The sequence below is a fragment of the Nocardiopsis sp. YSL2 genome (assembly GCF_030555055.1).
Taxonomy (GTDB): domain Bacteria; phylum Actinomycetota; class Actinomycetes; order Streptosporangiales; family Streptosporangiaceae; genus Nocardiopsis.
The window spans coordinates 4,741,854-4,765,890 of record NZ_JAMOAO010000001.1 but is presented as its reverse complement, the minus strand read 5'-3'; the positions used below and the strand labels follow the sequence as shown (position 1 = coordinate 4,765,890).

26 protein-coding genes are annotated in these 24,037 nt (G+C 72.7%); 5 read left to right on the top strand and 21 right to left on the bottom strand.

Annotation, left to right across the window (positions count from 1 at the left end; genetic code table 11):
- Nucleotides 1–20: 20 nt before the first annotated feature.
- The 10 genes from M1P99_RS20955 to hisI form a co-directional block, all read right to left on the bottom strand.
- Nucleotides 21–539, bottom strand: a complete 519-nt coding sequence (locus tag M1P99_RS20955; RefSeq protein ID WP_304454289.1) for a MauE/DoxX family redox-associated membrane protein — start codon at nucleotides 537–539, stop codon at nucleotides 21–23.
- A 340-nt stretch (nucleotides 540–879) separates the two neighbouring features.
- Nucleotides 880–1,689, bottom strand: coding sequence for a tryptophan synthase subunit alpha (trpA, locus tag M1P99_RS20950; RefSeq protein WP_304454288.1), 810 nt, complete (start codon nucleotides 1,687–1,689; stop codon nucleotides 880–882).
- Entirely contained in the window at nucleotides 1,686–2,906 is a 1,221-nt protein-coding gene (gene trpB / locus M1P99_RS20945) for a tryptophan synthase subunit beta (protein WP_304454287.1), read from the bottom strand. Before trpB ends, trpA begins: the two co-directional genes overlap by 4 nt.
- A gap of 337 nt (nucleotides 2,907–3,243) precedes the next feature.
- Nucleotides 3,244–4,050 (bottom strand): indole-3-glycerol phosphate synthase TrpC, encoded by an 807-nt coding sequence (gene trpC, locus M1P99_RS20940; RefSeq protein WP_304454286.1) that lies wholly within the window; start codon nucleotides 4,048–4,050, stop codon nucleotides 3,244–3,246.
- Nucleotides 4,051–4,207: 157 nt separating this feature from the next.
- The gene (locus M1P99_RS20935) at nucleotides 4,208–4,591 is read right to left on the bottom strand and encodes a CD225/dispanin family protein (protein WP_304454285.1); all 384 of its coding nucleotides are present in this window, start codon (nucleotides 4,589–4,591) and stop codon (nucleotides 4,208–4,210) included.
- A gap of 101 nt (nucleotides 4,592–4,692) precedes the next feature.
- Nucleotides 4,693–5,205: a DUF2752 domain-containing protein gene (locus M1P99_RS20930; RefSeq protein ID WP_304454284.1), complete on the bottom strand. Its 513-nt coding sequence runs from the start codon at nucleotides 5,203–5,205 to the stop codon at nucleotides 4,693–4,695.
- A gap of 116 nt (nucleotides 5,206–5,321) precedes the next feature.
- Nucleotides 5,322–5,687 carry a CD225/dispanin family protein gene (locus tag M1P99_RS20925; RefSeq protein ID WP_304454283.1) on the bottom strand — a complete coding sequence of 122 codons (366 nt, stop codon included), beginning with the start codon at nucleotides 5,685–5,687 and terminating at the stop codon, nucleotides 5,322–5,324.
- Between the two features lie 262 nt (nucleotides 5,688–5,949).
- A complete protein-coding gene (locus M1P99_RS20920) occupies nucleotides 5,950–6,228 on the bottom strand; it encodes an HGxxPAAW family protein (protein ID WP_304454282.1) in 279 nt (92 codons plus the stop codon).
- On the bottom strand, nucleotides 6,228–6,884 hold the full coding sequence (locus M1P99_RS20915; protein WP_304455781.1) for a Trp biosynthesis-associated membrane protein: 657 nt from the start codon (nucleotides 6,882–6,884) through the stop codon (nucleotides 6,228–6,230). The genes M1P99_RS20920 and M1P99_RS20915 overlap by 1 nt, the downstream gene beginning before the upstream one ends.
- A 50-nt stretch (nucleotides 6,885–6,934) precedes the next feature.
- Nucleotides 6,935–7,279 (bottom strand): phosphoribosyl-AMP cyclohydrolase, encoded by a 345-nt coding sequence (gene hisI / locus M1P99_RS20910; protein WP_304454281.1) that lies wholly within the window; start codon nucleotides 7,277–7,279, stop codon nucleotides 6,935–6,937.
- Between the two features lie 131 nt (nucleotides 7,280–7,410).
- Here hisI and M1P99_RS20905 point away from each other — a divergent pair, with 131 nt between their 5' ends.
- Nucleotides 7,411–8,412: a sugar isomerase gene (locus M1P99_RS20905; protein ID WP_304454280.1), complete on the top strand. Its 1,002-nt coding sequence runs from the start codon at nucleotides 7,411–7,413 to the stop codon at nucleotides 8,410–8,412.
- A gap of 22 nt (nucleotides 8,413–8,434) precedes the next feature.
- Here the strand turns inward: M1P99_RS20905 and M1P99_RS20900 are convergent, their stop codons facing one another.
- The 10 genes from M1P99_RS20900 to hisD all read right to left on the bottom strand — a co-directional run bounded on the left by M1P99_RS20900 (nucleotide 8,435) and on the right by hisD (nucleotide 19,189).
- Nucleotides 8,435–10,273 (bottom strand): ABC transporter ATP-binding protein, encoded by a 1,839-nt coding sequence (locus M1P99_RS20900; RefSeq protein ID WP_304454279.1) that lies wholly within the window; start codon nucleotides 10,271–10,273, stop codon nucleotides 8,435–8,437.
- Nucleotides 10,270–12,324, bottom strand: a complete 2,055-nt coding sequence (locus M1P99_RS20895; RefSeq protein WP_304454278.1) for an ABC transporter ATP-binding protein — start codon at nucleotides 12,322–12,324, stop codon at nucleotides 10,270–10,272. The genes M1P99_RS20900 and M1P99_RS20895 overlap by 4 nt, the downstream gene beginning before the upstream one ends.
- A gap of 270 nt (nucleotides 12,325–12,594) precedes the next feature.
- Complete coding sequence (locus M1P99_RS20890) at nucleotides 12,595–13,191, bottom strand: peptidoglycan-binding protein (protein ID WP_304454277.1); 597 nt, start codon at nucleotides 13,189–13,191, stop codon at nucleotides 12,595–12,597.
- A 252-nt stretch (nucleotides 13,192–13,443) separates the two neighbouring features.
- Nucleotides 13,444–14,217, bottom strand: a complete 774-nt coding sequence (gene hisF, locus M1P99_RS20885) for an imidazole glycerol phosphate synthase subunit HisF (RefSeq protein WP_304454276.1) — start codon at nucleotides 14,215–14,217, stop codon at nucleotides 13,444–13,446.
- Nucleotides 14,214–14,972, bottom strand: a complete 759-nt coding sequence (gene priA, locus M1P99_RS20880) for a bifunctional 1-(5-phosphoribosyl)-5-((5-phosphoribosylamino)methylideneamino)imidazole-4-carboxamide isomerase/phosphoribosylanthranilate isomerase PriA (RefSeq protein WP_304454275.1) — start codon at nucleotides 14,970–14,972, stop codon at nucleotides 14,214–14,216. The genes hisF and priA overlap by 4 nt, the downstream gene beginning before the upstream one ends.
- Before the next feature lie 33 nt (nucleotides 14,973–15,005).
- Nucleotides 15,006–15,659 carry an imidazole glycerol phosphate synthase subunit HisH gene (gene hisH / locus M1P99_RS20875; RefSeq protein ID WP_304454274.1) on the bottom strand — a complete coding sequence of 218 codons (654 nt, stop codon included), beginning with the start codon at nucleotides 15,657–15,659 and terminating at the stop codon, nucleotides 15,006–15,008.
- 16 nt (nucleotides 15,660–15,675) lie between these two features.
- Complete coding sequence (locus M1P99_RS20870; RefSeq protein WP_304454273.1) at nucleotides 15,676–15,837, bottom strand: hypothetical protein; 162 nt, start codon at nucleotides 15,835–15,837, stop codon at nucleotides 15,676–15,678.
- A complete protein-coding gene (gene hisB / locus M1P99_RS20865; RefSeq protein ID WP_304454272.1) occupies nucleotides 15,838–16,431 on the bottom strand; it encodes an imidazoleglycerol-phosphate dehydratase HisB in 594 nt (197 codons plus the stop codon).
- Nucleotides 16,432–16,490: 59 nt separating this feature from the next.
- Complete coding sequence (locus M1P99_RS20860; protein ID WP_304454271.1) at nucleotides 16,491–17,573, bottom strand: histidinol-phosphate transaminase; 1,083 nt, start codon at nucleotides 17,571–17,573, stop codon at nucleotides 16,491–16,493.
- 314 nt (nucleotides 17,574–17,887) lie between these two features.
- Nucleotides 17,888–19,189: a histidinol dehydrogenase gene (gene hisD / locus M1P99_RS20855; protein ID WP_304454270.1), complete on the bottom strand. Its 1,302-nt coding sequence runs from the start codon at nucleotides 19,187–19,189 to the stop codon at nucleotides 17,888–17,890.
- Between the two features lie 260 nt (nucleotides 19,190–19,449).
- Between hisD and M1P99_RS20850 the strand changes: the two genes are divergently transcribed.
- Nucleotides 19,450–20,010, top strand: coding sequence for a ferritin (locus M1P99_RS20850; RefSeq protein WP_304454269.1), 561 nt, complete (start codon nucleotides 19,450–19,452; stop codon nucleotides 20,008–20,010).
- Between the two features lie 191 nt (nucleotides 20,011–20,201).
- Nucleotides 20,202–20,978, top strand: coding sequence for an LON peptidase substrate-binding domain-containing protein (locus tag M1P99_RS20845; RefSeq protein ID WP_304454268.1), 777 nt, complete (start codon nucleotides 20,202–20,204; stop codon nucleotides 20,976–20,978).
- Here M1P99_RS20845 and M1P99_RS20840 read toward each other — a convergent pair.
- Nucleotides 20,971–22,350 (bottom strand): amidase, encoded by a 1,380-nt coding sequence (locus tag M1P99_RS20840; RefSeq protein WP_304454267.1) that lies wholly within the window; start codon nucleotides 22,348–22,350, stop codon nucleotides 20,971–20,973. The genes M1P99_RS20845 and M1P99_RS20840 overlap by 8 nt on opposite strands.
- 149 nt (nucleotides 22,351–22,499) lie before the next feature.
- Here M1P99_RS20840 and M1P99_RS20835 point away from each other — a divergent pair, with 149 nt between their 5' ends.
- Both M1P99_RS20835 and M1P99_RS20830 read left to right on the top strand, forming a co-directional pair.
- On the top strand, nucleotides 22,500–23,165 hold the full coding sequence (locus tag M1P99_RS20835) for an urea carboxylase-associated family protein (RefSeq protein ID WP_304454266.1): 666 nt from the start codon (nucleotides 22,500–22,502) through the stop codon (nucleotides 23,163–23,165).
- Complete coding sequence (locus tag M1P99_RS20830) at nucleotides 23,162–24,031, top strand: polysaccharide deacetylase (RefSeq protein WP_304454265.1); 870 nt, start codon at nucleotides 23,162–23,164, stop codon at nucleotides 24,029–24,031. Before M1P99_RS20835 ends, M1P99_RS20830 begins: the two co-directional genes overlap by 4 nt.
- Nucleotides 24,032–24,037: the final 6 nt, after the last annotated feature.

Sequence of the window (24,037 nt, the reverse complement as noted above, 5' to 3'; positions counted from 1 at the left end):
GTCGCCGTGGTCGGGGCGCGTCAGCGGAACAGGCCGAGAGCGCGGTCGACGGCGAAGGGTGAGCGGGGCCAGATCGCGATGACGGCGCCCAGAGCGGCGAAGCCGATGTCGCGGGCGATGGACAGCCCGTAGGTGGTCTCGCCGGGGTCGACCTGGCCCCCGCCGCCGAAGCAGCCGCAGTCGATGTTCAGGCCGCGGGCCATGGCCGAGGCGATACCGGCGATGAACGCGATCATGAGCAGGGCGCTGACGGCCCCGGTGTAGCGGGTGGCCAGGCCGACCAGGAGCAGGACGGCCAGGGCGATCTCGAAGAGCGGGAGCGTGTAGCCGATGAGTTCGGCGATCTCGACCGGGAAGAGGTCGTAGGCCTCCACCGCCTGGATCGACAGGGCTGGCGGGTACTTGGAGACGGCCGCGTAGAACAGCACCCCGGCGAGCGCGAGACGGCAGGCGAGCGTGATCCAGGGCTGGGCCGCCGCCCAGCGTGCGGCGGGCGCGGGGGCTGCGGGGGGTGCGGTGGTGTCGTCTGCGGTGTCCATCGTGGAGCCTTCGCGGAGTGGGTCGGTTCGGGGGCGACGCTGAGCATGCCGACGGCCTCGCTCAGGGTAGTGATGTCGATACTACTCGTCATGACACGCCGGTGGCACTCGGGTGGCGGGCCCACGACGCGTCCGAAGGCTCCACACCGCGCGCTGTGTCCATCCCACCATCCATGCACCCCGGACGGCAGCCGATTCGGACCCGGCGGGGAAGGATCTCACGGGATTCTCACCTTCTTAACCGCCCTCTTGCCGGAGCTCCGGGCCGGAGTCGCGGCCCCCACACGACGAACGGTGGGCCGCCCCTGTCGGGAACGGCCCACCGTGAAGCGCCCTGCGGTCAGCGGCGCACGCCCGCCGCCAGCTCCTGGGCGAAGGAGCGGACCGCGGTGAGCGCGGTCTCCAGGTCGGGGGCGTCCAGGACGCGCTGGCAGAACCCGGCGCCGACGATGACGCCGTCGGCGTAGGCGGCGACCTCGGCTGCCTGGGCGGCGGTGGAGATGCCCAGGCCGACGCAGATCGGCAGGCCGGACTCGGCGGTCGTCCCGCGGGCGCGCCGGACCAGGGTCTCGGCGGTGTCGGCGACCTGGGCACGGGTGCCGGTGACCCCCATGAGGGAGGCGGCGTAGACGAAGCCCGAACAGGCGTCGGTGGTCAGCGCGAGCCGGCGGTCGGTGGAGGAGGGTGCGACGAGGAAGATCCGGTCCAGGCCGGCCCCGGTCGTGGCCTCGACCCACGCCTGGGACTCCTCGGGGATGAGGTCGGGGGTGATCACCCCGGCACCGCCCGCCTTGGCCAGCCGGTCGGCGAACCGGCCCACCCCGTAGCGCTCGATCGGGTTCCAGTAGGACATGACCACCGCGGCGGCGCCGGTGGCGGCGGTCGCCTCGACCACGCGGAACACGTCGTCGGTGGTGGTTCCGGCGGCCAGCGCGCGGTCGGCGGCGCGCTGGATGGTGGGGCCGTCCATCATGGGGTCGGAGTAGGGCAGGCCCACCTCGACGACGTCGCAGCCGCCCTCGACCATGGCCTCGATGACCTTGACGGAGGATTCCACGTCGGGGAATCCGGCGGGCAGGTAGCCGATGAGGGCGGCACGGCCCGCGGCCCGGGTCTCGGCCAGCTTGGTCTGCAGCGTGGTGGCGGTCATCGCGCCTGTCCTTCCGGGTCCGAGTCCAAGAGGCCGAAGTAGGTGGCCGCGGTGTCGACGTCCTTGTCGCCGCGCCCGGAGAGGTTCACCAGGATGACGGCGTCGGGGCCCAGGCGCTCGCCGAGCTTGCGGGCTCCGGCCAGGGCATGGGCGCTTTCGATGGCCGGGATGATGCCCTCGGTGCGGCACAGCAGCCGGAAGGCCTCCATGGCCTCGGCGTCGGTGATGGGCTCGTAGTGGGCGCGCCCGGTGTCGGCGAGGTAGGCGTGTTCGGGGCCCACCGCCGGGTAGTCGAGCCCGGCGGAGATGGAGTGGCTGGGCAGGGTCTGTCCGTACTCGTCCTGGAGCAGGTAGGTGCGGGCGCCGTGGAAGACGCCGGGGCTGCCCGCGGTGATGGAGGCCGCGGTGCGCGAGGGTCCCTCTCCCCCGGCCTCGAAGCCGTACAGGGCGACGCTCTCGTCGGGGATGAACGCGGCGAAGATCGCGATGGCGTTGGAGCCGCCGCCCACGCACGCGGCGACGGCGTCGGGCAGCCGGCCGGTGAGGGCCTGGACCTGGTCGCGGGCCTCGGCGCCGACGACGTAGTGCAGGTCGCGCACGAGCTTGGGGAAGGGGTGCGGGCCCGCGACGGTGCCGAAGAGGTAGTGCGTGTGGTCGACGTTGGCGACCCAGTCGCGGAACGCCTCGTTGATGGCGTCCTTGAGGGTGCGGCTGCCGATGGTGACGGGGACGACCTCGGCGCCGAGCATGCGCATGCGGGCGACGTTGAGCGCCTGGCGCCGGGTGTCCTCCTCACCCATGTAGATCACGCAGTCCAGGCCCATGAGCGCGCAGGCGGTGGCGGTGGCCACGCCGTGCTGTCCGGCTCCGGTCTCGGCGATGACGCGGGTCTTGCCCATGCGCTTGGTGAGCAGGGCCTGGCCGAGCACGTTGTTGATCTTGTGCGAGCCGGTGTGGTTGAGGTCCTCGCGCTTGAGCAGGACGCGTGCCCCGCCGCAGTGCTCGGAGAAGTTGCGTGCGTCGGTGAGGGCGCTGGGGCGCCCGGTGTAGGTGCGCAGCAGGTCGTCGAGTTCGGCCTGGTAGGCGGGGTCCTGGCGGGCCTTCTCCCACTCGGCCTCGACCTCGTCGAGGGCGGCGATGAGTGCCTCGGGGGCGAACCGGCCCCCGAAGCGGCCGTAGTGCCCGTGCTCGTCCGGCACCGGCTGGGTGTTGCTCATGCGAAGGTCTCCTACAGACGGGGCCGACCGCGGTGGCGTCCCGGGCGTTGCGTGGGCTGCGCGGTTCGGCCGTCCGCGCGCCGCCGGGCTCGGGCGGCGCGGTCGGGCTGGGGCGTGGCGTGTGCCGTGGATGCTGTCCGCCGCGGGCCGGCGGGAACGCGGCGGACGTACTGCTGGGGCGTCGGGTGCCAGGGCGCGGTCTCCGCGAGACGGGCCCTGTGGGCCGACGCGGCGTCGGGAACCCGCGACTCACACGTGCGGATTCCCTACAGCCATCGCCATCGACGGCCCGGGTGCGTCCGGGCGGTCACGGTCGTCGTTCCCATCGGGCCGGTCCTCAGTTCCTGTCGCGCAGCGCGGGGTGGGCGCCCGCGGTCACCAGATCGGCCACGGCCTCGCGCGGGTTCCGTCCGCGGACCAGGCTCTCCCCGACGAGGACGGCGCCGGCTCCGGCGCCGGCGTAGGCCAGCAGGTCGTGCGGGCCGCGGATCCCCGACTCTGCGATCTTGACACAGTCGGCGGGGATGCGGGGGGCGAGCCGGGCGAAGGTGTCCCGGTCGACCTCCAGCGTCTTGAGGTTGCGGGCGTTGACGCCCACGACGGTCGCGCCGGCGTCCAGCGCGCGGTCGACCTCGTCCTCGTCGTGGACCTCCACGAGCGGGGTCAGGCCGAGGGAACGGGCGCGCTCCACCAGGGAGACCAGCGCCTCCTGGGGCAGGGCCGCGACGATGAGCAGGATCGCGGAGGCTCCGAAGACGCGGGCCTCCCACAGCTGGTAGGAGCTGACCACGAAGTCCTTGCGCAGCAACGGCGTGTCGACCGCCTTGTGGACCGCTTCGAGGTCGGCGAGGCTGCCCTGGAAGCGTCGCTGTTCGGTCAGGACGCTGATCCAGCTCGCTCCGCCGGCCTCGTAGTCGCGGGCGAGGGCGGCAGGGTCACCGATCGAGGCCAGCGGACCCTTGGAGGGGCTGGCGCGCTTGACCTCGGCGATCACGTGGACACCGGGGCGGCGCAGCGCGGCTTCGGCGTCCTTGGGGGTGGGCACCGACTCGGCCAGGGCCTTGAGGCGCTCCAGCGGGAGTTCGGACTCCCGCGCCGCCAGGTCGGTGCGTACCCCGTCGAGGATCTCGTCGAGCACGCTCACCAGTTACCGCTCCCTACGTGAATTGGCCGGTCACGGTGGTGGGTCCCGGGTGGACGGGCCCGCGCGCGGCGTGACCGGGGAACCGCCGACGCACCGTGTGTGGCCATCGTATCCACCCCCGCGGCCCGCGGGGGCGTCGGCCCCGCCCGCAGGACCGTCAGTAGGTGGTGGTGGGGGTGGTGGCGACGACCCCGAACAGCACCACGAAGAACAGGATGTAGACCACGACGAGGACGATCATCAGGATGAACGAGACGAGGCTGATGATCCCCAGGATCTTGGCGGTCTTGGCCGAGGACTCGGCGCCCACGTAGTCGCCCATCTCCCACTTGCTGTTGACCTGGAGGGAGAAGATCAGCCCGATGATGCCGATCACGGTGCAACTGAGGATGCCCAGGATGTTGTGCACCATGTAGTTCTTCGGCGGGCCGCCGGCGGGCGGAACCTGCCCGTAGCCGGGGCCCTGGCCGTAGCCGCCGGGGGGCGGCCCGTAGCCGCCCGTGCCGTAGCCACCGGTGGGGCCCTGGTGTCCGTAGCTCATGAGTCTGCCTTCCTGGAGGAGTGAGGAGGTGTCCCGCTACTGGGACGTACGCGGAGGTGTCGCGGTTCGATCTGCCAGAGAACCGGCGCCGCCGGATCCCGTCACCACCCGGGGAACAGCGGCACCTCGGGCGCGAGGAAGGAGAACCACGGCAGGTTGCGCAGCACCCAGTGCGCGGTGATGACGGTGAACATGCCCCAGAGGAACCAGCCGGGCGTGAGCTTGGGCGGCGTCCTGGGCGGTCGGATCGTCCAGGAGAACCAGCGCACGTAGGCCCACAGGATGTAGGGCAGCAGCAGGAACAGCAGCGGGTTCATGCTGATGGCGGCCGTGATGTCGAGCTGCGTGGTGAGCGCGATGGCGCGCATGGTGCCGCAGCCCGGGCAGAAGGTCCCGGTGATCAGCAGCCACGGGCAGGTGGGGTAGATGCCCGGCTGGTTGGGGTCCACGAAGTGCAGGAGGGTGGCACCGAGCAGGCCGGTCACTCCCAGGCCCGCGGGCCACACGTACGGGGGGACCGCGGCCACGAGGCGTTCGATGCGGCCGGGGCGCGGGGGCGCGGCGGCGGTCTCGTCCCGCGCGGTGTCGGACTGCTCGCTTTGGGGTGGGTGCACGTCGACCAGCTTAGGGGTTGGGACGCGGATCTGCCCCCGTACGCCGTGGGCGTGCGGGGGCAGAGCGTCGGGTCTCACGGGGCCCGGAGGGCTCGTGTGAACCCTGTCGGTGGCTTCTAGTAGCCGGACGAGGCAGCGCCGATGCCCACGATCATCATGATGATCACGTACAGGACCCACAGGCCGACCCAGATACCGCCCACGATGAAGGCGATCTTGGTGAACTTCTTGGCCTGGGCCTGGGCCTCCATCGCGCCCTGCTGGTCGCCCCGGTTCCACAGGTCGTTGACCTTGGTGGCGTTGATGATGGCCGGGATGGCGAAGGGCCAGCAGCAGAAGATGGCGACGATGGCCCAGGTCAGACCGTTGTCGGGCGGGGTTCCGCCGCCCATGGGGGCGCCGTAGCCGCCGGAGGGCGGGCCACCGTAGCCGCCGCCTTGAGGCGGGCCGGGGTTGCCGGGGGGCGGGGGACCATAGCTCATGATGGGTACAACTTTCCTGAAGGGGCCAAGGGGTTTGCGCGCGGTGTGCGGGGTGCACGCCGGTCCAACACGGGGCAGGGTTGGATGACCGGACAAGCCGCGGGCAATGATGAATGATGCCAGATCGGCACGACATCCACCTGCCGGAACATACGCGGCGGACAGGACCGGTGGAGAGAATCTACCTGCCCTATGCGACCTTCGTCCATTTTCCGTTACCCAGTCGTTGCGAGCTGGGCAAACGCCGCCGAATGCGGTGAGGTCAGGCGTGGCCCGTCGTGGCGGACTCGCGGCCCGACTCCCACTCCTCACGCGTGGGCGGCACCGGACGCGGCTCCTTGCGGCCCAGGCCGGCCTTCTTCATGACCCCGGCGATCACCGCGAAGATCACACTGGCGCCGAGGGTGAGGGCGGTCCACAGCAGGAAGTCGCCGCCCATGATGATGGCCGCGCCGCCGACGGTCCACACGGCCAGCCAGGACACGGTGAGGAACCAGGCGGACGGGGTGTTGCCGTGGTCTTCGTGGTGTTCGTCGGCCATCAGCTGTTCTCCTTCGGTTCGGCCGGCCGTCGTGCCGGCGCAGCGGTAGCGGCGCCGCCCTCGGACGCGTCGCGGTCCGCGCCGTCGGCGCGTCCGTCGGTGCGCCCGGGGGCGTCGAGTGTGGGGTCGTCACCGGCGTCCAGGGATCTCCACAGGTCGGAGGGTGTCTCCGCCTGGTGCTGTCGCGGTGCGGCGTCCCGATCGTACCTGGTGCCCATTCCCGGCCACGCGGGGGCGCGTACCGCCGCGAACAGGCCGCTCAGGAGCAGTGCCACGGCGCCCGCCGCGGCCATGGCGGGGCCGAGCGTGCCCAGGTCCGGGTCGGCGGCGGACTGGACGGCCCCGTCGGCCGCGGCGGCCTGCGCGGCGACGGCGTCGGCGAGCGCGCCGGGCCGCGTGACGGTCCACACCGAGGCCAGGACGAGCGCGCCGCCCGCCGCGGTGAGCAGTCCGACGGCGCGGCGGACCCAGCCGCGGGCGGCGTACAGGCCCGCGATCGCGGCCAGTCCGGCCCAGCCGACGCCGGTGGGCGTGCCGGTCAGGTCGGCGCCGGTGAGGTCGACCGGCGAGGGTGCGACGGGGCCGGGCACCTCCAGCTCACCGGTGACCCAGTGGCGTCCGGCCGCGGCCAGCAGCAGCGCCGCCCCGGCGACCATGGCCAGGGTGGCGAGCCCGTACTCTCGGCTGTTCCCGGCGCGGTCGGAACTCACAGCAGCCGTCCCGCGTCGAAGCACGTGTGGTCGCCGGTGTGGCAGGCGGCTCCGCGCTGGTCGACGCGGACCAGCAGCGTGTCGCCGTCGCAGTCGAGTGCGACCGACACCACACGTTGGGTGTGTCCGGAGGTGGCCCCCTTGACCCAGTACTCACCGCGGCTGCGCGACCAGTACGTGGCCGCGCCGGTGGTCAGGGTGCGGTGCAGGGCCTCGTCGTCCATCCACGCGAGCATCAGGACCTCGCCGCTGTCGTGCTGTTGCACGATGGCGGGGACGAGTCCGTCGGGGTTCCGTTTCAGCCGTGCGGCGATGCCCGGGTCGAGGCTGGTGAGGCTCATGCCCCCAGATTATGGCCGCCCCGCGAGCGCCCGGAACCGGGGCGGCGTTGGCGCCGGCGGCGTGCGGTTAGAGTTCGTGCGTCCGCCGCCTCGCCGTCCGCGAGGCACCGCACACGGGAGTGGGGAGTCCCTTGACCGCCGAGTCCCTGTCCGACGACCTCTCCGGCATGCCCGCGGCGCTGACCGCCCTGTCCCGGCGCTTCCCGCGCTGGGACCCGTTCGCGGCGCTGCCCGCCCTGCTGGAGGACGAGCCCGCGTCCGTGCGCCTGCTCGGCCTGGGGCCGGCCCGTCACCTGTGCGAGACGGCCGCGGCCCGGCTGCGCCGCGCGGGAGTGGGCGCCAGCGCCGATTTCTCCTCCTCCGCGGAGGAGCCTCCGGCCGGCCCGGAGACGCTGGTGGTGGGGGTGTGCCTGGGCAGCGGCCAACGCGAGCTGTGCACGGTGCTGGACCGGTACGTGGCGCGGTCGCCGGTGATCCTGCTGGCGCCCGACCCGGACGCCGTGGTCGCGCGCTACGCGGACCTGCTGGTGCCGCTGCACGCCGGGGAGGAGGCCAGCGGGCTGGGCTGCCGCGCCTACCAGCACGCGATGGCCCTGGTGCTGCTGTTGGGGCACCGGTTGGGCGCCCCGGCGTCCGGCGGCGCGCAGAACCTGCCGGGGCTGCTGCTGCGCGCGGCCAACGCGACGGGGTCGCTGTTGGAGAGCGCGCCCGAGTGGGTGCCCGAGGCGGCCCGGATCCTGGACTCTCCGCACGGGGTGCACATGGTGGCCCCGTCCGAGCGGTTGGCGTCGGCGTGGCAGGGAGCGCAGACCGTACGGCGGGGGCCGGTACGGGTGGCGCACGTGTGCGAGACCGGTGAGTGGTCGCACACCGACCGGTATCTGGCGGCCGTGACGGACTACCGCGCGCTGCTGTTCGCCGGGTCGGCCTACGACGTGCGCTTCGCCGAGCACCTGGGGCAGCTGCGGGGCGCGTTCGTGGCGGTGGGCCCCACCCCCGGGCACGAACGCGTGCCGGGGGCGGAGCTGACGGTGCGCTATCCGGGCGACGGGGACGCGGACGTGAGCCTGCTGGTCGAGCCACTGGTGGCCGAGCTTCTGGCCGCCCACTGGTGGCACGCCGCGCCCCGCTGACCGGGGCGCGGGCCCGCGCCCCTCAGGCGGAGGAGCGCACCCAGGAGGCGTAGAGGTCGGCGTAGACGCCCGGCCGGTCGACGAGTTCGGTGTGTGAGCCGCTCTGGACGATGCGCCCGTCGTCGAAGACGAGCACCCGGTCGGCCGCCTCGGCCGTGGAGAGCCTGTGGGCGATGGCCACGGAGGTGCGGCCCCGGGTGAGCCGGTCCAGGGCGCGCTGGATGCGCACCTCGGTGTGCGGGTCCACCGCGGAGGTGGCCTCGTCCAGGACCAGCAGGTCGGGGTCGGCGACGTAGGCGCGGACGAGGGCGACGAGCTGGCGCTCGCCCGCCGAGAGCGACTCCCCCCGCTGGCCCACGGGCGTGTTCAGGCCGTGGGCGAGGCTGCCGAGCCAGTCGGCCAGCCCCAGCTCGGTGATGGCGGCCTCCAGTTCGGTGTCGGTGCTCTCGGGCCGGGCGAAGCGGATGTTGTCGCCGAGTGAGCTGTCGAAGAGGAAGCCCTCCTGCGGCACCATGACCACGCGGCCGCGCAGGGACGTGAAGGCGACCTCCCGCAGGTCGACGCCGTCGAGGCGGACGGTGCCCTGTGCCGGGTCCATGAGCCGGGTCAGGAGCTTGACGAAGGTGGTCTTGCCGGAGCCGGTCTCCCCCACCACCGCGACGCGGGTGCCGGGCGTGATGGTGACGTCCACGTCGTCCAGGACGACGGGGCCTTCGGGGTAGGCGTAGGTGACGTGGTCGAAGCGCACCTCGACGGGCCCGCGCGGGAGCACGTGGCCGGCCTCGCCGGGGTCGGCGATGTCGGGGGCGGTGTCCAGGACGCCGAGGACGCGCCGCCACCCGGCGATGGCGTTCTGGGCCTCGTTGAAGATCTCGGTGGCCATCATCATGGGCTGGACGAACAGCGTCATCAGGAACAGGAAGGCGATGAGCTGCCCGGCGGTGAGGCCGCCGCCCAGGCCGAGCCACACGCCCACCAGGACCACGGCGGTGTTGCCGACGGCGGCCACGATCTCGGCGAAGGGCGAGACCGCCATCGACAGGCGCTGGGCCCTGACCTGGGCGGCACGGGTGGCCAGCACGGTGGTGTCGATGCGTCCGGCGGTGCGCTCCTCGGTGCCGTGCGCGCGGATGACGGCGGCGCCCATGACGGTCTCGCCGACCGCGCCGAGCATGTCGCCGGTGCGCTCGCGGACCTTGAGGTAGGCCTTGGAGAGCAGCTTCTGCAGCCAGCGCACACCGAAGAGCAGGGGCAGGAAGCAGACCCAGACGACGATGGTCAGCTGCCAGGAGTAGACGGCCATGAGGATGGTGGCCACCAGCAGCTGTCCGGAGCTGACGATCAGGAGCAGGCCGCCCCACTGCATGAACGTGCTGATCTGGTCGACGTCGCTGGTGACGCGCGAGACCAGGGCGCCCTTGCGCTCGCTGTTCTGGGTGAGGACGGACAGGTCGTGCACGTGCCGGAAGGCCTTGCGCCGCAGGGTGGCCAGCCCGGACTCGGTCGCCCGGTACAGGCGCAGGTTCATCAGGTAGGAGCAGGCCATGGTGACCACGAGCAGGCCGGCGCAGGTGGCGACCATGCGGGTGACGAACGCCAGGTCGGGTCCGTTCGAGCCGGTCAGGCCGTTGTCGATGATCTGCTGGACGGCCACGGGCACGATGATCTTGCCCGCGGTGGCGACCACGGCCAGGGCCAGGGTGATCCACAGGCCCTTGGCGAACTCCGGTGAGAGCTGGAGGCCGCGGCGCAGGGTGCCCATGGCGGTGTCGGTGGAGCGGTGCAGGGACTGCGCGGAGCGGCGCCGGTCGCCGTCCTCGGGGGCGCGCTCGTCGGAGCGGGTCGGGGCTGGGGCGCTCATCGGCGGGTCTCCTCCGTGGTCGTGCCGCCGTTCGCTCCGGCGCGTGCGGTCGGGTCGGTGAGGGAGGTGTCGACGGGGCGCGGGTCGAGGGGCCCCGGGTCCTCGGGGACGGGGTCCTGCGCGGCCTCGGCGGAGGCGCGCTCGTAGGCGGTGACGAGCTTGGTGTAGCCGGGCGAGGTGTGCAGGAGTTCGTCGTGGGTGCCGCGGGCCAGGACGCGTCCGCCCTCGAGGTAGACGACCTCGTCGGCGAGTTCGATGGTGGCGCGGCGGTAGGCGACCACGACCACGGTGGCGGAGTCGTCGCGTTCGCGCAGTCCGGCCAGGATCTGGGCCTCGATCTGCGGGTCCACGGCGGAGGTGGCGTCGTCCATGATCAGCAGGCGGGGGCGGCGCACGATGGCGCGGGCCAGGGCCAGGCGCTGGCGCTGGCCGCCGGAGAGGGTGGTGCCCTTCTCCCCCAGCCGCGCGTCGAGGCCGCCGTCGAGTTCGCGGACGAAGCCGTCGGCGCGGGCCAGGCGCAGGGCCGCCCACACCTGGTCGTCGTCGAGGGGTCGGCCCAGGGTGATGTTGTCGCGGACGGAGTCCTCGAAGACGAAGGTGCCCTGGGGCACGAGCGCGGCGTGGGTGGGGATCTGGTCGCGGGCCAGGTCGCGGACGTCGACGCCGTCGAGGGCGACGGAGCCGCTGTCGGGGTCGACGAGGCGCATCAGGACCGTGGTCAGCGTCGACTTGCCCGACCCGGTGGGCCCGACCAGGGCGACGGTGCGCCCGGGGGCGATGTCGAGGTCGACGCCGTTGAGGACGGTGGTGCGCGCGCCGGTGACGGTGTCGTCCATCAGGTCGCGCGCGGCGCCGTCCTCGGTGTAGGCGTCGGCGTAGGAGAAGGTGACGTCGCGGGCGCTGAGCGCGATGCCGGTGGTGGTGTCGTCGAGCGTGCGGTCCCCGTGCTCCATGGTGCCCTCGGCGCGCAGGACGGACTGGACGCGGTCCCAGCCGACGACGCTGCGGGGCAGGTCGCCCAGGATCCAGCCGAAGGCGCGGATGAACAGCGCCATGAGCGTGAAGAGGTAGGCGATCTGGACGAGGTCGCCGGGGTCGATCGCGCCGGTGGACAGGCGCCACATGCCCAGGAGGAGGACGGCCAGGACGCCGAAGTTGGGCAGGGCCTCCATGAAGGGGTCGAACAGGGAGCGCATCCGACCGACCTGGATGAGGGCGTCGCGCAGGCGGTGGGCGGCGTGGGTGAAGCGCTCGGTCTCGGTGTCCTCGCGTCCCAGGCTCTTGACGACGAGGGCACCGTCGAACGACTCGTGGGCCACGCCGCTGACCTCGGCGCGCAGGGCCTGGGCGCGGGAGGCCATGGGTGAGACGCGGCGCTGGTAGGCGACGTTGGCCACGGCCAGGACGGGGAAGACGACGAAGCCGACCAGGGCCAGGACGGGGTCGGCGACGATCATGGCGATGCCGGCGGTCAGGAGCATGAACACGCTGCCGACCGCCATGGGCAGGGGCGCCAGGGGCGACCAGGAGGCCTCGACGTCGGCGTTGGCGTTGGACAGCAGTTGTCCGGTGGGGTGGCGGTGGTGCCAGGACAGGGGGAGTTCGAGGTACTTGCGGGCGACGGCTCGGCGGTAGCGGGCCTGCATGCGGAACTGGTGGAGTCCGGCGAAGAGGCGCCGCAGGGCGAGTCCGACGGCCTTGCCCAGCCCCACGCCCATGAGCAGGGCGGCCGCGGTGAGCAGTGCGGCGGCCGTCGTCCGCCCGCTTTCGAAGGCGGGCAGGATGGTGGCGTCGGTGAGGTGGCCCAGGACGGAGGCGGACCCGACCGTGACGAAGGCGTGCAGCATGGCGCCGGCCACGGCGGTGAGGAAGACCAGGGGTTCGGTCCGCGCGGCGACCCACATGACGCGCAGGCCGCGCGCGAAGACGCGGGTGTGGCGCTCCGGCCCGGATACGGGGGCCTGGCCGGACGCGGCGGCGTCCGCGCCTTCGTCGGGTGGCGCGCTGCCCTCCCCCTCGCTCCGGCCCCGCGTCGTCGTCCCCTGCGCCATGCGCCCCCCGTTCTCGTCGTGCGGTCGGCCGGGTGCGGCCGACCGGGCAGCGGCCCCGGCGCGCGGCGTTCTCCGGGCATACCGAAGCGGGCCGTGCGCGTGCCGGGTCAACCTATCCAGCGGTAGCGACAGGTTCCACCGGTTTGTTTCAGCGTCGGCCGCTGCGGGGCTATTCCGTCCAGGTGGCGGCCCCGGGCGCCGGGGGCGCTCACCGTGGCAGGGCGAGGGGCCGCGCCCCGCCCGGGGAACGGCCCTGTGGTGGGTGCGGTGCTACCGGTCGTAGTCCTGGTAGGCGATGAGCGCGCGGAAGGTGACCGGCCCGGTGATGCCGTCGACGCCGACGCCCAGGTGGTCCTGGGCGCCGCGGACCGCCCTCTCGGTCTGGGGGCCGTAGAGGCCGTCGGTGAACAGGTGGAGGGCGTACTTGGCGTTGAGCAGGCGCTGGATCGCCTCGACCACGTGGCCGCTGGAGCCGCGCCGGTAGAGGCCGAAGGTGTCGTCGCTCAGCCGCTGCCAGGTCTGCTCGTCCAGCCGTCCGGTCTGGGTGAGGCCCGCGTTGGCCTGGTAGGCGTTGACCGACGCCTCCATGTGCCCGTCGAACGGGATGGGGTGGCTGTAGTCCATGTGCGGGTCGTAGCCGAGGTTGATGAGCAGGAGCTTGGCGGCGGCGATGTCGACGTCGGAGTCGCCGGTCCCGTAGTCGGGCCAGGCCTCGGCTCCGGGGGCGGGCGCGGGGGCGGGCGCGGCGGGCCCGGCGTGGGCAGAGGCCGACGACGAGCCGGCCAGGGCGACGGCCAGGACCATGAGCCCGGCCGAGAACAGGACCGCGAGGCGGCCGGTGAGTCCGGTGCGCGATGTGGTGGACATGAGAGGCTTTCCTTCCCCACGAGGATGATCCTCGTTCACCCCGTGGGATGAGCGCGGCGGACGTGTTGTTCACCACGTGTTTCGGGAAGGGCGCGGGGTCGTGCCCTTGTGGGCACGGCCCCCGCGGGCGCGGAGCCACCGGTCGTGGCCCTGGCAGGTGGTCGGTGCGCGGAAGGTGTGCGTCCCCGTCATGCCGTCGTCGTCGGTCCCGACGTGCTCCTGGGCGCCCCGGACCCTCCGCGCGTCGTGCGCTCAGCGCACCGGGTGGCCGGCCTCCCGCAGGCTCCGCTTGACGTCGTCGATGGTGAACTCCCCGAAGTGGAAGACGGTCGCGGCCAGCACCGCGTCGGCCCCCGCCTCGACCGCGGGAACGAAGTGCTCCACGGCCCCGGCGCCGCCGGAGGCGATCAGCGGTACGTCGACGCGGGCGCGCACGGCCCGGATGAGCTCCAGGTCGAAGCCCTCCTTCGTGCCGTCGGCGTCCATCGAGTTGAGCAGGATCTCCCCCGCGCCCAGGTCGGCGGCGCGCTCGCACCACTCCAGGGCGTCGATGCCGGTGCCCCGGCGCCCCCCGTGGGTGGTGACCTCGAACCCGCTGGGAGTGGGCTCGTCGCCCTCGCGGACGCGGCGCACGTCGGCGGAGAGCACCAGGACCTGGCGGCCGAAGCGCTCGGCGATCTCCGAGATGAGCTCGGGGCGGGCGATCGCGGCGGTGTTCACCCCGACCTTGTCGGCGCCCGCGCGCAGCAGCTGGTCGACGTCGTCGGTGCTGCGCACGCCGCCGCCCACGGTCAGGGGAATGAACACCTGGTCGGCGGTGCGGCGCACCACGTCGTAGGTGGTCTCCCGGTTGCCGCTGGAGGCGGTGACGTCCAGGAACGTGAGCTCGTCGGCTCCGCCGAGGTCGTAGGTCCCGGCGAGTTCCACGGGGTCCCCCGCGTCGCGCAGGTTCTCGAAGTTGACGCCCTTGACCACGCGTCCCGCGTCCACGTCCAGGCAGGGGATGACTCGGATGGCCAGGGTCACCGGTTCACGTCCTTCACGGTCGCCAGGGCGTCCTCCAGGGTGAACGCCCCCTCGTAGAGCGCGGTTCCCATGATCGCGCCCTCCACGCCCTCGGGCACGAGTGTGGCGATCGCCCGGAGGTCGTCGAGGCTGGACACGCCGCCGCTGGCCACGACCGGCCGGTCGGTGCGCTCGCACACAGTGCGCAGCAGGTCCAGGTTGGGGCCCTTGAGGGTGCCGTCCTTGTTGACGTCGGTGACGACGTAGCGCGCGCAGCCCTCGGACTCCAGGCGCTCCAGGGTGGCGAACAGGTCGCCGCCGTCGCGTGTCCAGCCGCGGGCGGCCAGGGTGGTGCCGCGCACGTCGAGGCCGATCGCGATCCTGTCCCCGTGCTCGGCGATGATCTTGGCGCACCACTCGGGGTTCTCCAGCGCGGCGGTGCCGATGTTCACGCGTCGGCAGCCCGTGGACAGGGCGGCGGCCAGGGACTCGTCGTCGCGGATGCCACCGGACATCTCGACCTTGACGTCCAGGCGGCCGACGATGTCGCGCAGCAGGTCGCGGTTGTGGCCGCGACCGAAGGCCGCGTCCAGGTCCACGAGGTGGATCCACTCGGCACCGGCGTTCTGCCAGGCCGTGGCCGCTTCGAAGGGGTCGCCGTACTGGCCCCCGGAACCGGCCTTGCCCTGGACGAGCTGGACGGCCTGGCCGCCCGCCACGTCCACGGCGGGCAGCAGTTCGAGGGCGGGGGTGGTCGGGGTGGTCTCGCCGGTCATCGTGCCTTCTCGTACTCGGTGGGGTCGGTCGTGCTACAGAGTGGCGGCCCAGTTGGCCAGCAGGCGGGCGCCGGCGTCGCCGGACTTCTCCGGGTGGAACTGGGTGGCGCTCAACGGCCCGTTCTCGACGGCGGCCACGAACGGTTCGCCGTGCTCGGACCAGGTGACCATGGGCGCCTTCACGCGCGGGTTGTGGGAGGTGAGCTCCCAGGTGCGCACGGCGTAGGAGTGCACGAAGTAGAACCGGTCGTCGGGGTCGATGCCGTCGAAGAGCACCGAGTCCTCGGGCGCGCGGACGGTGTTCCATCCCATGTGGGGCAGGATGGGCGCGCGCAGGCGCTCGACGGTGCCGGGCCACTCGCCGCAGCCCTCGGTCGCCTGCTCCTCGGCGTGCACGCCGGCCTGTTCGACACCGCGGTCGAACAGGACCTGCAGGCCCACGCAGATGGCCAGGACGGGGCGCCCCCCGGCCACGCGCTTGCCGATGACGCGGTCGCCGCCGGCGGCGCGCAGGCTGGACATGCAGGCGCTGAAGGCGCCCACACCGGGGACGACGAGCCCGTCGGAGTCGAGCGCCACGCGCGGGTCGGAGGTCACGGTCACCTCGGCGCCGGTGCGCTCCATCGCGCGCTGGGCCGAGCGCAGGTTGCCGGAGCCGTAGTCGAAGACGACCACGTGTGCGGGCATGGGTGTGCTTCCTTTACTAGAGGTAGCCGAGCCGGAGCACGCCGGCGGCCACGGCCAGCGCCGTGCATCCGCCCAGGGCGAGGGCCAGGACCCGGTTGGTCTTCCACAGCGCGTAGGTGCCTCCGGCCAGGAATCCGGCCAGCACGATGAAGAACAGGCCCCACAGGTAGTGGTCCATCTACAGAGCGCCCTTGGTGGAGGGGATCCCGCTCACGCGCGGGTCGTTCTCCGTGGCCGTGCGCAGGGCGCGGGCCAGGGCCTTGAACTGGCACTCGACGATGTGGTGGGCGTTGCGGCCGTAGGGCACGTGGACGTGCAGGGCGATGCGCGCCTGGGCGACGAACGACTCCAGGACGTGCCGGGTCATGGTGGTGTCGTAGTCGCGTCCGATGATCGGCGCCATGCCCTCCGGCTCGCTGTGCACGAGGTAGGGGCGGCCCGAGACGTCGACGGTGACTTCGGCCAGGGCCTCGTCCAGGGGCACCTTGGCGTCGGCGAAGCGGCGGATGCCGCGCTTGTCGCCGAGGGCCTCGCGGAAGGCGGCGCCCAGGGCCAGGGCGGTGTCCTCCATCGTGTGGTGGGAGTCGATGTGCAGGTCGCCCTCGGTGCGCACGGTGATGTCGAACAGGCCGTGCTTGGCGAGCTGGTCGAGCATGTGGTCGAAGAAGCCGACGCCGGTGGAGACGTCGGCGACGCCGGTGCCGTCGAGGTCGATCTCGACCTTGACCTTGGTCTCCTTGGTGGCGCGTTCGACGCGTCCGATACGGCTCATGGTGGTCCCTCCTGGCGTTGAGGATAGGCGGCCGTCAGGCCGTGCCTGTGGTGGCGTGGTCATCGGCCGGTGGCCGCGAGCAGTGCGGCGCGGAAGGCGGCCATCTCCTGGGGGGTGCCGACGGTGACGCGCAGCCAGCCGGGCGGGCCGACCTCGCGGATCAGCACCTGGTGGTCGAGCATCGCGCGCCACACGCTCGTGCGGTCCTCGAACTCGCCGAACTGGATGAAGTTGGCGTCGGAGTCGGCGACGGCGAAGCCGTGCCCGCGCAGCCAGTCGACCAGGGCGTCGCGTTCGGCGCGCAGGTCGGCCACGGCGCCGAGGAGCTCGTCGGCGTGGTCCAGCGCGGTGAGCGCGACCACCTGGGTGACCGCGGACAGGTGGTAGGGCAGGCGGACCAGTTGGAGGGCGTCGACCACGGCCGGGTGGGCGGCGAGGTAGCCCACCCGCGCGCCGGCCAGGGCGAAGGCCTTGGACATGGTGCGCGAGACGATGAGCCGCGGGTGGTCGTCCAGGAGGGTCACGGCGCTGGGCGTGTCCTCGCGGCGGAACTCGGCGTAGGCCTCGTCCACGACCAGGACCCCGGGTGCCGCCTCGGCCAGGCGCCGGATGTCGGCGATGTCCACGGCGGTACCGGTGGGGTTGTTGGGCGAGGTGAGGAAGACGACGCTGGGCCGGTGTTCCTCGATCGCGGCCAGGGCGGCCTCGACGTCGACGCGGAACTCGGCGTCGCGCGGGACGGACACCCAGGCGGTGCCGGTGCCTCGCGCGATGATCGGGTGCATCGAGTAGGAGGGTTCGAAGCCCATCGCGGTGCGTCCGGGCCCGCCGAAGGCCTGGAGGATCTGCTGGAGGATCTCGTTGGAGCCGTTGGCGGCCCAGACGTTGGCGGCGGTCAGCCCGTGGCCGAGGTAGGCGGCCAGGCCCTCGCGCAGGCGGACGGCGTCGCGGTCGGGGTAGCGGTTCAGGTCGAGGGCGGCCTCGGCGACCGCCTCGGCCAGGGCCTTGGCCAGGCGCGCGGAGGGCGGGTGCGGGTTCTCGTTGGTGTTGAGGACCACCGGCACGTCCATCTGCGGCGCACCGTAGGGCGACTGGCCTTTGAGGTCGTCGCGCAGGGGCAGGTCGTTCAGGCTGAAGCTCACGTGTGTCACGCTCGTGCTCGGTTGTGGGCCGGTGGGTTCTGTGGCCGTCGGGCCATCCGTTCGGACGGACCCGGCGTGGTCGGGCCCCGCGCCGCGGCGGGCTGCGGTTCGTTTCGTGTTCGTGTGACCGTCCGTCGGGGCGTGCCCGCGGTGGGCGGAGAGCTCGGGGCCGTGCGTCGAGGACGGCGCCGGGCGGCCGTCCGGCCCGCGGCCGCGGGCCGCTCCCCCGCGCGCGGGTGCCGGACGGGCCCGGGGCGCGTCACCGCTGTGGTCGCGGTGGCCGAGTCCCGTGCCTTCCGGCGGGGACGCCGGGCTCAGTCCCGGCCCGGGGCCGTCCGCGCGGCCACGGCCTCGCCGTGCGCGGGCAGGTCCTCGGCCTCGGCCAGGGCGATCACGTGGTGGGCGACGTCGGCCAGCGCGTCGCGGGTGTAGTCGACGATGTGCACCCCCCGCAGGAAGGTCTGCACGCTCAGGCCACCGGAGTGGCAGGCGCAGCCGCCGGTGGGCAGGACGTGGTTGGACCCGGCGGCGTAGTCCCCCAGGGAGACCGGCGAGTGGTCGCCCACGAAGATCGCGCCCGCGTTGCGCACGCGGTCGGCGACCCCGGCGGCGTCCTCGGTCATGATCTCCAGGTGTTCGGCCGCGTAGGCGTCCACGACGGCGAGCCCGTGGTCGAGGTCGTCGACCAGGACGATGCCGGACTGGGGGCCCGCGAGGGCCTCGCGGACGCGGTCGCCGTGCTTGGTGGCGGCGACGCGGACGGCCAGGCGTGCGGCGACCGCCTCGGCCAGGGCCTCGTCCGGGGTCACCAGGACGGAGGCGGCGACGACGTCGTGCTCGGCCTGGCTGATGAGGTCGGCGGCGACGAAGTCGGGGTCGGCGGTGGCGTCGGCCAGGATCGCGATCTCGGTGGGACCGGCCTCGGCGTCGATGCCGATGACGCCCTTGAGCAGCCGTTTGGCGGCGGCCACCCAGATGTTGCCCGGACCGGTGACCATGTCGGCGCGACCGCACTCGCCCGCGCCGTAGGCGAACATCGCCACGGCCTGGGCGCCGCCGACGGCGTAGACCTCGTCGACGCCCAGCAGGGCGCAGGCCGCGAGGATGGTCGGGTGCGGCAGGCCGCCGAAGGCGCTCTGGGGCGGGGAGGTGACGGCCAGGGAGCGCACGCCCGCCTCCTGGGCGGGAACGACGTTCATGATGACGCTGGAGGGGTAGACCGCGCGTCCGCCCGGCACGTAGAGGCCGACGCGGTCGACCGGGATCCACTTCTCGGTCACGGAGCCGCCGGGGACGACCTGGGTGGTGTGGTCGGTGCGGCGCTGGTCCCGGTGGACCATGCGGGCGCGGCGGATGGACTCCTCCAGCGCGGCGCGCACGACCGGGTCGAGGTCGGCCAGGGCGGCCTCGATCGCGTCCTTGGGGACGCGGATGTCGGTGAGCCGGACGCCGTCGAAGCGTTCGGTGAGGTCGATCAGTGCCTCGGTGCCGCGATGGCGCACGTCCTCGCACAGGGGTCGCACGCGGTCGGCGGCGGCCGCCACGTCGAGTTCCGCCCGCGGAAGGGCTTCTCGGGGGTCGCCTTGGGTGCCTCGGAGGTCGATTCGACTGATCACGGCCCCAGTCTAGGGTGCTCCGCCCGCCTGGTGGGTGGCGGTGTCCGAATGATGGACACCACATCCGCGCGCGGCCGGGGAGACCGGGGCGGACGCCGCCGCGGGGACATCGCCGAACAGCTCCCCGCATACGGGGCGAATAAGTGTCGCCTTACTTTGGAATACCTAACCTCAGTGATATTGCGAAAGGCTTGCCTAACTAATTCCGGAGCGCCTCGCCGCGTTTCGCATATTGCTTTTGTTTGCGTTATCGTAGAGCCATGACTTCAGGTAAGAGTTCCGATAGCGGCCTTTCCAAGTTCCACCGTCTCCTGGTTGACCAGGTGCGGCACGAGTTCACCGCTTCACACCAGTACGTCGCGATCGCGACCTGGTTCGACAACCAGGACCTGCCCCAGCTGGCCCGGGTCTTCTACGAGCAGGCGCTCGAGGAGCGGGACCACGCGATGATGATCGTGCGTTTCCTCCTGGACAGCGACATCGACTTCGCCATGCCTGGTGTGGACGAGATCGAGACGCATTTCACCTCTCCGCGTGACCTCGTCGCCCTGGCCCTGCGCCAGGAGCGCGAGGTGACCGACCAGTTCCTCCGCATGGCCAAGGTGGCGCGCGACGAGGACGACTACACCGGCGAGCAGTTCCTCCAGTGGTTCATCCAGGAGCAGACCGAGGAGGTCGCCACGATGTCCACGCTGCTCAACGTGGTGGACCGCTCCAACGGCAACCTGTTCGACGTGGAGACCTTCGTCGCCCGCGACATGCCCAGCGAGGACTCCGGCAGCCAGGGCGCTCCTGGCACGGCCGGCCCCGCGGTCTCCTGACCGCGGCCGGATCCACGGCCACCGGGGGGTGGCCCGTCCACGCGTCCCGGGGCGCCGGCACGGCCGGTCTTTGAGGGGAGAACCGGCCGTCCCGCCCCGGGACGCTCGCGTGTTCCGGCGCGGAGCGCGCCGGGGCGCTCCGTGCCGGAACGGCGACGCCCGCGGCACGCCGTGACCGGCATACTGGGGGTATGCCCGTGGCACTGCCGATCTTTCCACTGAACACCGTGTTGTTCCCCGGTATGAGCGTCCCCCTGCACATCTTCGAGCGGCGCTACCGGCGCCTGGTGTCCGAACTGCTCGACACCGGGTCCGAGTCCTCCGCCGCCCAGGAGAGCGCCCGCGGGCCGCGGCGCTTCGGGGTGGTGTGGATCGAACTGGGTCACGAGGTGGCCAGTGAGTCCGGGCAGGGAGCGGGCGGCGCGGAGACGGGCGTGCCCACGACCGGCGGCTCGCACGCGGCGCTGCCCCGGGTCAGCGCGACCGGGTGCACGGCCGTGATCCGCGACGTGCGCCCCTACGACGACGGGCGCTACGACCTGGTGGTGGAGGGCGGAGCCCGGTTCTCGGTCACCGACCTGTCCGAGGTCGACCCCTCCTCCCCCGACGAGTACGCGCGGGCCTCGGTGTCGTTCCTGCCCGAGCCCCTGGGGCCGGACGTGGAGGAACACGCCGAGCGGGTCCGGGACCTGTACGAGGTCTACTGCGAGCGACTGGCCGCGATCGGCATGGCGCCCGAGACCTCGCCCGACCTGCCCAAGGACCCGATCGCCCTGTCCTACTCGGTGGCCGCCTCGGCGGTGCTGGACCAGGCGGAGAAGCAGCGGCTGCTGGAAGCGGAGGACGCCGCGACGCGGCTGGCGGTGGCCGCACGCTTCCTGCGCAGGGAGAACCGGATCGTGGCGGCTCCCACTCTTCCCAACCTTCCCGCGGGTCCCTTCCTCAACAACGGTGTCTCGTTCAACTAGGTGGCCGGGCGGGACCGTGCGGGGCGCGCCACCCGCGCTCCACCTGACCGGCCAGCTCGAACAGCGCGTCCTCGCCGCCTTTTGCCCCGACCAGTTGCAGGCCGACCGGCAGTCCTGACACGGTGCCGGCGGGAACGCTGAGCACGGGGGACCCGACCACGTTCCACGGTGAGGTCAGGCTCAGCAGCGCCGAGCGGACCTCGGTCTCCGCACCGCCCACCGAGACCCGCCGCCGGCCGATACGGGGCGCTGTCAGGGGCACCGTGGGAAGGGCGAGGGCATCGTATCCGCGCAGGAGCTCCGCCATCTCCCTCCGGGCCCGATCGCGCTCGCGCAGTGCCCGGACGTACCGCCAACCCGGCACGCCCGCGGCCGACTCCAGCCGCTCCAGCACCTCCGGGTCGAAGAGGTGCGCGTCCCGTTCCACCCGTTCGGCGTGCACGTCATAGGCCTGCGCGCCCTGTATCGCCGTGAAGGTGTCCCACAGCATCGCTGCTTCGGGCCAGTCCGCCTCCACCACCTCGTCCACGGGTCCGAGGGCCGCCCGCGCCGCGCGCACCACCTCCGGCTCGGCGGGGACGCCCGGTGGGGGCCGCAACCACAGCACACGGGTACGGCGCGGCGTCCGCGGGCCGCCGACGTCCGGGGCGCCGGTCAGGACACCGGCCGCCACGCGGCAGTCCTCGGCCGAAGCGGCCAGAACGCCCACGTCCTCCAGTGACTCGGCCAGCGGGAACACGCCGGCCGCCGGGACGGCTCCGTGCGCCGGTTTGAACCCGCTCACCCCGCACAGGGCCGCCGGGATCCGCACCGACCCGCCGGTGTCGGTGCCCAGTGCCACCGGCACGATGCCCGCGGCCACGGCCGCGGCGCTGCCGCCGCTGGAGCCGCCCGACATCCGGTCGAGTGCGTGGGGATTGCGCACGGGGCCGGAGACCGATCGGTCGCCGGTCGGGCCGTAGGCGAACTCGTGTGTGGTGGTCTTCGCGACCACCACCGCCCCCGCGGCACGCAGTCGACGCACGCATGCGGCGTCCCGCTCCGCACTGTCCCCGCTCAGGTGCGCCGATCCGGCCCTGGTCGGCAGCCCGGCCACATCGATGTTGTCCTTCACCGCCACCGGAATCCCGTGCAGCGGACCGCGGTCCAGGCCGCGCGCGATCTCACTGTCGGCCCGCCTGGCGGCCGTGTCGGCCCCCGCGCGGTCCACCAGTGCGAACGCGCCCAAAGCGGTCCCGGACTCCAGCGCCGTGTCGAGGGCCGACCGGGCCAGTTCCACCGCGCTCACCCGCCCGGACCGCAGGTCCTCGCCCAGTTCGTGGACGCCCCGCCCCGTGAACGGACCGCGTCGCGGCCGGTCCCGCTGTCCCATCGCGTTTCTCCTCCTGCTCGCTCGGCCTGGCACTCCCCCATCGTCGTGGCCGCCCCCCACCTCGGGACATGGAGAAATCTCCATGTGAGCGACGTTCTCATGTGACAACATCCATGGAACTCCCGAGGCCCCGATGCTGGACTCTCCCCATGAGCACATCTTCAGTACGCACAGTCGTCCCGGCGCGCCACGCCCGATCCGTCCGGGTCGAGGCGGGGCGGTCGGTTCGGGTCGTCGACACCGACGGCGGCCAGGTCGGCGACGTCTTCGCCTTCGTCGCCGACGACCCGGCCGAGTACCACAGCGCCGGACACACGCGCGCCCACCTCAGCCGACTCTTCCCGCGCAAGGGCGAGACCTTCGTGACCAACCGTCGCCGCCCGTTGCTCACCCTGGTCGAGGACACCTCACCGGGCGCCCACGACATGCTCGTCCCCGCCTGCGACCCCCAGCGGTACGCCGACCTGGGCGCCGACCCGGGACACCGCTCGTGCGCGGCCAACCTCGCCGAGGCCGCCGCCGCACACGGCATATCCGTCACCGACGCCCCGCAGCCGATCAACGTGTTCATGAACATCCCCGTCATCGACGGAACCGACATCGCCTGGCACTCCGCCAGGAGTCGGCCGGGTGACGCGATCACGTTCCGGGCGGAGCTCGACTGCGTCGTGATCGTGTCCGCCTGTCCGCAGGACCTGGTGGGAATCAACGGGGAGGGCCCCACCCCGCTGGCGATCGAGGTCCTCGACGACCCCGGCCGCCTCCGTTCGGCGTTCGCGTCCGCGGACGCCACGTCCGGTAAGGAACAGCTGTGAGTACGACCTGGAACGAAGGCGCCGCCGCCGTGGCCCTGCTGACCTTCGACGTCGACGCCGAGACACCCGTGCTGGCCGAGGGACACCGCTACGCCGAGCACGCCATGACCATGAGCCACCAGGCCTACGGCCCCGACGTGGGTGTCCCGCGCCTGCTGGACCTCCTGGACGACCTCCAGGTCCCCGCGACCTTCTTCGTCCCCGGGTGGGTCGCCGAGCAGCGTCCCGGGCTCGCCGAGCGGATCCAGGACCGCGGCCACGAGGTCGCCCACCACTCCTACAGCCACCGGGCCCCCACGCACATGGCCCCCGCAGAGGAACGCGAGGACTTCGAGCGCGCCCTGCGGGTCTTCGCCGACCAGGACATCGAGATCCACGGGCACCGCGCCGCCATGTGGGCCGCGACCTGGAACACCGCGACGCTGGTCGCCGAACACGGGCTGGTCTACGACTCCTCCCTGATGGGTGACGACAGGCCCTACGCGCTCGACACCGGTGCCGGACGGATCGTCGAGCTTCCGGTGCACTGGTCACTGGACGACTGGCAGCAGTACGCGTTCCTGCCCGAACCGGCGATCGGCTCGGTCATCGAGTCGCCGCGCAAGGCACTGGAACTGTGGAAAGCGGAGTTGGACGCGATGCGCCACTACGGCTGTCTGTTCAACCTCACCAGCCATCCCTTCCTCACCGGACGCCCCAGCCGGGCACTGGCCCTGCGTGCGCTGATCGAACACGCCCAGGACCGGGGTGACGTGCGCTTCGCACGTTGCGTGGACGTCGCCCTGGCGGCCGGCGCGGACGCCACCCTGGCGACCCGCCCCGTCCAGCGGCGTCCGGCGGACCCCGCCGTCTACCCGGACTGGTGAGACGGG